Source organism: Salipiger sp. PrR007, from assembly GCF_010499845.1.
In the GTDB taxonomy this organism is placed as follows: domain Bacteria; phylum Pseudomonadota; class Alphaproteobacteria; order Rhodobacterales; family Rhodobacteraceae; genus Salipiger; species Salipiger pacificus_A.
Genome location: NZ_JAAGOZ010000060.1, coordinates 1 through 6,481 on the forward strand (window position 1 = coordinate 1; position 6,481 = coordinate 6,481).

Consider the following 6,481-nt stretch of genomic DNA (forward strand, 5'->3'; position numbering starts at 1 on the left):
GTCCTGAACGGCTACACCGCGCTCGGAATACCCGTCACGGAAGCTGTGGGATAAGTCCGTCCGGGGAAAGGGGAACCACGGCCTTAAGCCGATTTGTGCAACAGAGCCTCATCCGGCCAGCGGATCTCTGCACGTTGATGACACGCTGAATGTTCTTCCTGTGCCAGGGGCGCTGCGCGGATACGTGCCGCGGCTCGTCCTACATCCCACGCTAGGGGCGGCGCTGAATGCCGAGGACGGTGCTGAAGAGAAGTTCTGCCGCTGGCTCGAGGAAATTGGGGCGCGATGGCGCGGCACGAAGTCCGTCTGCGCCGCCCACAATGGGGTCGCACGTTTTGCTGAGGGCGATTTCGAGAAGGTCATGCACGGCCTCGCTGCACGAACCCGGAAAAAGATAGCTGCCTATCCCTGCCTAAGGCCCGCGCTGCAGACCGCGCTAGACGCCCATGACCCGCAATTCCGTGGCGGAGTCCGGGATGACGAAGGTGCCGTCCGCGTTCGCCTCGACCTTGCGCCCGTTGCCGAGCACGTAGCGTTGTTGAGTTCCATCAGATTGCCTGAACACAGTGACGGCGCGGCCGATCGCGTCCTCGCACTCCATGATCTGAATGTTGGTCCATTCGGCTGACATGTCTTCCTCCAGCGCAGTTATGCGGTCGCTCGATGTCTTGCCTGTTGCAGTGTTCTGCTTTCTTCCACCGTCGGCGATAGCGCCGGTCTCGGCAAGGGGAGATTTCAACCTCAAGCAGATTGCGCTAGCTTCTGCCTGAGACTTGTTGTGTAAATAGATGCCCGAACTCAGACACGGCAAGTCACTCGTTCGCTATTTGTTATTGTTGCAACCAAGTTGAAATGTCCTCGGCTGCGCAAAGCAGAAATGTCTCACCGAGGGTGGAGAAGCATGGCCGGGCAGGGCGAAGACCCCACATATCGCAGCCCTGATCGGCCATGCGTTCAGAGCCGGAGCTTGCGGCGCTCCTTTGCGCTGTAGAAGGTACGGAAACCTTGCTCATCGAGGAGCTTCTCGAAGGCCCGCCAGGCAAGCCCGTCGGCAAAATATGGAGGGTTGTCCAAGATCGTCAGCGTCCCGAAGGCGTTCTCCACTGACAGGATCCACTGTGAACTCACGCCGAAGCGCAAATTCTGATTTCCTATTTTACGTCAGTCGGTTCCGGATATCCACGAGCTTGGCCTCGAAGACTTCGGCAGGCGTTCTGTAGCCCAGGCATTTGCGGGGCGTCGCGTTGAGGCGCTGGCAAATCGACCTCAAATATCGATTTGTCAGGGCCATCGGCTCGGTCGAGCGGGGCAGGAACTTGCGAAGACGGTTGTTGGTGTTCTCGACGGTGCCTTTCTGCCAGGGCGCCTGCGGGTCGCAGAACCAGCTGTCCGCGCCGATCCCATCCTTGAGCCGCTGCCATGCCGAGAACTCGGTTCCGCGGTCGAAGGTGATGGATTGGCGTGCGTCGGCGGGCAGGGCCGAGAGCCCCTGAATGAGGGCCTCCATGATCGGCTTCGATCGTCGGTCCTCGTTGCGCAGCACGACGGTATAGCGGCTGACACGCTCCACCAGGGAGGTCACGTTGATCTTGCCGTGCTCCTTGCGGAACATCACCAGGTCACATTCCCATGTGTGGATACCTCGGTCGGTGCAAGCATTCTTTTGAACGGGTCGAACATGTGATCGGGTACGGTCATGTGTCAGGCCTCAATGTGCGGCTTTGACAATGCCGCGGGCCGGTTCTCTGATTGCGGTATTGTCAATCGGGAAAGCGAGCCGTCCGTCCAGGGTCATGGTTCTCTCCGAGGTCACGCGTGTGTGCCTCATCATGGTTTTCGGTGCTGGTCGTCTTCAATGTATGGCTCGGGTTCTGTGGAATGCTCCACTTCCCATCGGCCCGCGCGAGATCGACCAACCTCCGCCCCTTCGGGACTTCGCTCCCCGCCAACCGAGGCGAGAATTCAGGTCAGGCAACGGCCTCCTTTTGCCAATTGAACTCGGTTTCTTTCTTCCACATCGTCAACATGAGCACGGCGAGTTTTCGTGCGGCTGCCACGGCCGCCTTCGCGAAGCCTCGTCGTCCTGCAAGGCGAATAGCCCAGCTCTTCAAGGCCGAAAATTTCCGCACTCGTGTGATCAGGGTTGTTGCGGCCTCGAACAGCAGGCTCCGCATGACTCCGTCGCCGCATTTCGACAGCCGGCCCGACCAGTCCACTGCGCCGGATTGGTGCCGTTTTGGTGTCACCAGACCACGCAGGCGATCCGCCCCTTCGCTGCGGATATGAACCGGCGTGAACCAGCCGGTGCGCGCGAGCTGGGCCAGCCCTTCTGCGTCGCCGACGTCGGACTTGTTGAGGCGGGCCGACAGGCTCTTGTGCGCCTTGCGGGCATCAATACAGGTCGCCGGCAATCCCAGTCGGGACATCCCGCGCTGGAGCCAGATCGACAGCATCCCGCTCTCATGCACGATTTGCTGCGGTGCCAGCGATCGATTTCGAAACCAGCCCATGACGCCTTCGGGGTCCGCAGGGCAATTGCCCTGCGCGATGGTCTTGCCTTCCCCGTCCACGACGCAGATCGAAATCTCTTTCAGCGATACGTCCAAACCGGCATAGAGTTTCATGGTCGTTCTCCTCACGGCTACTATCCATGAGGCCAATATACCGGACCTCGATCGCCATCGGAGAGCGGCCGCCGCAATCACACCATGTATGGCGATGCGAAGGTTGGGTCCATATCAATGCGCCCGAGTTGGAAGCTCTCTGGGAATGCCTGGTTTCCCCAACCTCGATCTGGTCGATCGTTTGTCCTTACTGTTCAATGTCCGTCTCACACCTGCCAACCCTTACCGTGTCACGCGGCAAGGGCAGGGTCTCGATAGTCCTCCTGTTTCGTCATCATCGCCCAGATCGCGCGGGCGGTTTTGTTTGCCAAGGCGATGGCGACCGATAGTGCCCCCGCGCGTGGTGTCGGAGCGTCGACCTTCGGAGAGGTCCGGGTCTGATCAGGATGCCACGGCGGGCAACCTGACGGTGGGATTGTCGGTGACGCGGGCCAGGGTTTCAAGGCTCATGTATCGCCGCGCCACTGCCCATTCATCGTTGGTTTCGAGCATCAGAGCGCCGACGAGGCGGATGATGGCGGCGTCGTTCGGGAAGATCCCGATGACATCCGCACGTCGCTTTACCTCTCGGTTCACCCGCTCCAGCGGGTTGGTCGAAGCGATCTGGGTCCAGTGCTCTCGAGGGAACGACATGTAGGCCAACACATCGTCGCGGGAGTTGTCCATCAGGGCGCCGAGCTTGGGCTGTTTCTCCCGAAGGGCGTCCGCCACGACGGCCCACTGGTTCTCGGCGTCGGCCTTGCTTTCCTGGGCGAAGACCGTCTTCAACATCGCCGCCACTGCCGTGCGCTGTTTCGCAGGGGCATGCGCCAGGGCATTGCGCATCCAGTGGATGCGGCAGCGCTGATGAGTGGCGTTGAAGACCCGGCGTGCGGCGGCCCGCAGGCCCTTGTGGTCGTCGGCGATGACCAGCTTGACGCCACGCAGGCCCCGGTCGGCGAGGCTGCGCAGGAAATCAGTCCAGAACACCTCCGCCTCGGATGGACCGGTTGCGACACCCAGAACCTCGCGCTTGCCGTCCTCGTTGACCGCCACCGCGAGTATCACCGCCTTGCTGATGATGCGCCCGCCCTCCCTGACCTTCAGGTATGTGGCGTCCAACCACAGGTAGGGCCACGTGCCTTCAAGCGGCCGCGACAGGAAGGCGTCGACCCGCTCGTCGATTTCCATGCACAACCGGCTGACTTGGCTCTTAGACATGCCGCCAGCTCCCATGGCCTTCACCAGGTCATCCACGGACCGCGTGGAGATGCCGTGAACGTAAGCCTCCTGGATCACCGCCACCAATGCCTTCTCGGCCGTCCGCCGCGGTTCAAGGAAGCTGGGAAAATAGCTGCCCTTGCGCAGCTTCGGGATCTCTAGCGCGATTCGGCCGGCACGCGTATCCCAATCCCGCTCCCGGTATCCATTCCGCTGGGCCTCTCGCATTGGCGAGCGCGTGCCCTTGGCCGCGCCGGTCCGCGCTTCGATCTCGGCCTCCATGATGCGCTCGGCTGCAAAGGCCAGCATCTCGCGCACGAGATCGCCATCAGCCTGCTTCTCAACCAGCTCCATCAGAGCCATTCTGTCGTCGGTCATCGTCATCTCCGTCTCAGGTTTCAGGTGTCGCAACCCAAACCTACTCCGAAGATCGACGATGACCGCCAGCCTCGCGATCAGCGACGCTCGCGGCTTCCTACACCACGCCGCGGGGCACTATCGCATGAGAAAGCGTGCGGCAGCAGCCCATTTCAATATCTCTCGTGATACCGCGGAGAAGGCGTTGACCTTCTCGGTGCCGCCTGGCTATCGGGTCGACCTTGAACAAGGCTATGCGCCGGCGATGAACGCCCCCTGACGCGTGTTCCGCGCTGTGCATCCCTCAATCGGGCGCTCCAGCCACGCGAGGCAAAGGAGCAAGAGAGTTCTCAGGTAAGCCAGGAGCTTGCGGATATTGTGCCCGCAGCCACACAGGACGGCGAACATGGCATCGCCGGCAGCGCCCTTGAGCGGGCAGCGTGCGAGGCGACCATCCATCTTCATGTGGCCGATTTCCGGTTCGATTGCGCTGCGCCTCCGGAGCTGGGCCTTCAGCGGCTCGGTCATCCCTCGGCGCATTCCGGAGATCAGGACACGCGTTCTGGTTACGCCGTGGCCGCGGTATCCGCGATCGACAACCGCGAGCTCGGGGCAGCAATCGGTGAGCGTCTCGACCTGCTCCAGCGCCTCGGCCAGGGTATGGCCGTCGTATGGATTTCCGGGCATGGCCGGCATGCCGACGACAAAGCCCTCATCTATCGTCGTTGCGATGCTGACCTTGCAGCCGAACTCGTAGCGCACGCGAGCCTTCCCCTTCGAGATGCAGTCGACATCGGGCTCATGCAGCGCGTAGATCTTGCCGCGGCTCTTTGGCGCCTGGTGCAGCAGCTTCGACACGCGCGCCAACATCTCGAGCACGGTGTCGCGGACGGCTCCTACGGGGACGGCATCAAGTTGGCGGCGAATGTCACGCATGATGCGCCCGGCGTAACCGCGCAGCGTTCTCAAGGCCTTGCGCATGCGCTTGAACTGGCGTGCATGTGCGTAGCGCCCAACCTGCAACGCCAACTGAGGCGCCTTGCGTGCATAGGTCTGCCGCAGGGAGAGGCCGATATCCCTGGCCAGCGCGACCAGCTTGCGCCGCGCTGTCTCGTAGAGGCGCCCGTCAGTTGGGTGGGCAATGTTCTTTTCCATCACGGTGGTATCGACCGACACGCGGGACAGGCTGCTGTCATCGATGACGCCGCCGGCGTGCCCGGCCTTGATCGTCTTGGTGAGCAACCATTCCGCGCCTTCCTCGCCGATCCGGTCCCGCCATCGACTGAGCGACGACGGATGGATCGGCGGCTGGTGCTGGAAGAAGGTTTCGCCCGTGAAGTGCTGGAAGTACGGGTTCTCGACCCATCGCGCGATCACCGCCTCGTCGGAGAGTCGGAAGGTATGTTGGAGATACATGAGCCCGGCCACCAACCGAGGAGGCGTCGCCGGGCGCCCGGTTGCCGAGGGAAAGAACCCGGCCCACTCCCGCTCGAAGAACTCCCAATCGATCAGCTCGGCCAACTTCACCAGTTCGTGGCGCATATCGATCATGTCGACCAACCTGGGCCGGAGGAGATCATCTTGCTCTTCAGGGGGCGAACGGTGCTTCATGGCGGAATTCCAAACTGCAGCCTTTTCAATTGGATCCTATGAAAGCCTGCAGTTCGAAGCCAGTAAAACCTAACTTTTATCTCACATTGTCAGCGGGATGCCGGTTGTTCAGATCGAACTATCGGCGAACAGCACCGATCAAGCGGCCAAGGCTGGACGGATGTCCCGAGATCATCGACGCGTGGCGCTATGGCGACAAGACGGTGCATCGCAAGCAGCGGTACACCGCCAAGCGCATCTTCGACCGGCTTCGTGATGAGCATGGGCTCGTCTGCGACTATACGATCATCAAGGACTACGTCCGGGAGCACCAGCGGCGCGGACAGGAGATGTTCGTGCCGCTGGCGCATCCTCCGCGGCATGCGCAGGCGGATTTCGGCGAGGCGGTCGTTGTCATCGCTCGCCATTGCGCTTGAACCAATGGCGCACAATGGCTCGCCGTCGAACAGAAGGCGCACTTCTTCATCATGGTCGTCATCGTGCGCCATCGGTCCGAGCGACGATGGCGACGCCGCAGAGCGACGCATGCTTCGCGCGGACCTACCCCGGAGCGACGGCGGAGGCCCGGATGGATGGCCATGTCCACGCTTTCGCTTTCTTCGGAGGCGTGTCGCTTGTTGATTTCCACCCAGAACTGACCCGGGAGAGCGCGTAATTTCCATTGAGATTTGACCCATGTGACCCTCCCC

Annotated in this window: 6 protein-coding genes and 3 pseudogenes; 2 read left to right on the forward strand and 7 right to left on the reverse strand. The window is 61.7% G+C overall.

The features are described 5' to 3' along the window. Positions 1-436: 436 nt before the first annotated feature. The 6 genes and pseudogenes from G0Q01_RS20815 to G0Q01_RS20835 form a co-directional block, all read right to left on the reverse strand. On the reverse strand, positions 437-631 hold the full coding sequence (locus G0Q01_RS20815) for an MHC class I heavy chain (protein WP_164213833.1): 195 nt from the start codon (positions 629-631) through the stop codon (positions 437-439). A 323-nt stretch (positions 632-954) separates the two neighbouring features. Beyond that, positions 955-1,140 carry a hypothetical protein gene (locus G0Q01_RS20820; protein ID WP_164213834.1) on the reverse strand — a complete coding sequence of 62 codons (186 nt, stop codon included), beginning with the start codon at positions 1,138-1,140 and terminating at the stop codon, positions 955-957. Between the two features lie 16 nt (positions 1,141-1,156). Next, positions 1,157-1,630: pseudogene (locus tag G0Q01_RS20825) on the reverse strand (IS30 family transposase); the annotation flags it as partial. Between the two features lie 337 nt (positions 1,631-1,967). Further along, positions 1,968-2,624, reverse strand: coding sequence for a transposase (locus tag G0Q01_RS20830; protein WP_164213835.1), 657 nt, complete (start codon positions 2,622-2,624; stop codon positions 1,968-1,970). A 230-nt stretch (positions 2,625-2,854) separates the two neighbouring features. Then, positions 2,855-2,965, reverse strand: a pseudogene (locus tag G0Q01_RS27400) (IS110 family transposase); the annotation flags it as partial. A 40-nt stretch (positions 2,966-3,005) separates the two neighbouring features. Further along, complete coding sequence (locus G0Q01_RS20835) at positions 3,006-4,202, reverse strand: IS256 family transposase (protein WP_164213836.1); 1,197 nt, start codon at positions 4,200-4,202, stop codon at positions 3,006-3,008. A gap of 58 nt (positions 4,203-4,260) precedes the next feature. On the opposite strand from G0Q01_RS20835, the gene G0Q01_RS20840 reads away from it, so the two are divergent. After that, complete coding sequence (locus G0Q01_RS20840) at positions 4,261-4,461, forward strand: hypothetical protein (protein WP_164213832.1); 201 nt, start codon at positions 4,261-4,263, stop codon at positions 4,459-4,461. Here the strand turns inward: G0Q01_RS20840 and G0Q01_RS20845 are convergent. Continuing rightward, positions 4,434-5,792, reverse strand: coding sequence for an IS5 family transposase (locus G0Q01_RS20845; protein WP_235940303.1), 1,359 nt, complete (start codon positions 5,790-5,792; stop codon positions 4,434-4,436). The two genes, G0Q01_RS20840 and G0Q01_RS20845, sit on opposite strands and share 28 nt — an antisense overlap. 86 nt (positions 5,793-5,878) lie before the next feature. Here G0Q01_RS20845 and G0Q01_RS27405 point away from each other — a divergent pair. Beyond that, positions 5,879-6,402: pseudogene (locus tag G0Q01_RS27405) on the forward strand (hypothetical protein); the annotation flags it as partial. Between the last annotated feature and the right edge of the window lie 79 nt (positions 6,403-6,481).

Coding starts and splice junctions, on each gene's coding strand:
- G0Q01_RS20815 (WP_164213833.1), bottom strand. CDS start 631: ATGTCAGCCGAATGGACCAACATTCAGATCATGGAGTGCGAGGACGCG.
- G0Q01_RS20830 (WP_164213835.1), bottom strand. CDS start 2,624: ATGAAACTCTATGCCGGTTTGGACGTATCGCTGAAAGAGATTTCGATC.
- G0Q01_RS20835 (WP_164213836.1), bottom strand. CDS start 4,202: ATGACCGACGACAGAATGGCTCTGATGGAGCTGGTTGAGAAGCAGGCT.
- G0Q01_RS20840 (WP_164213832.1), top strand. CDS start 4,261: ATGACCGCCAGCCTCGCGATCAGCGACGCTCGCGGCTTCCTACACCAC.
- G0Q01_RS20845 (WP_235940303.1), bottom strand. CDS start 5,792: ATGAAGCACCGTTCGCCCCCTGAAGAGCAAGATGATCTCCTCCGGCCC.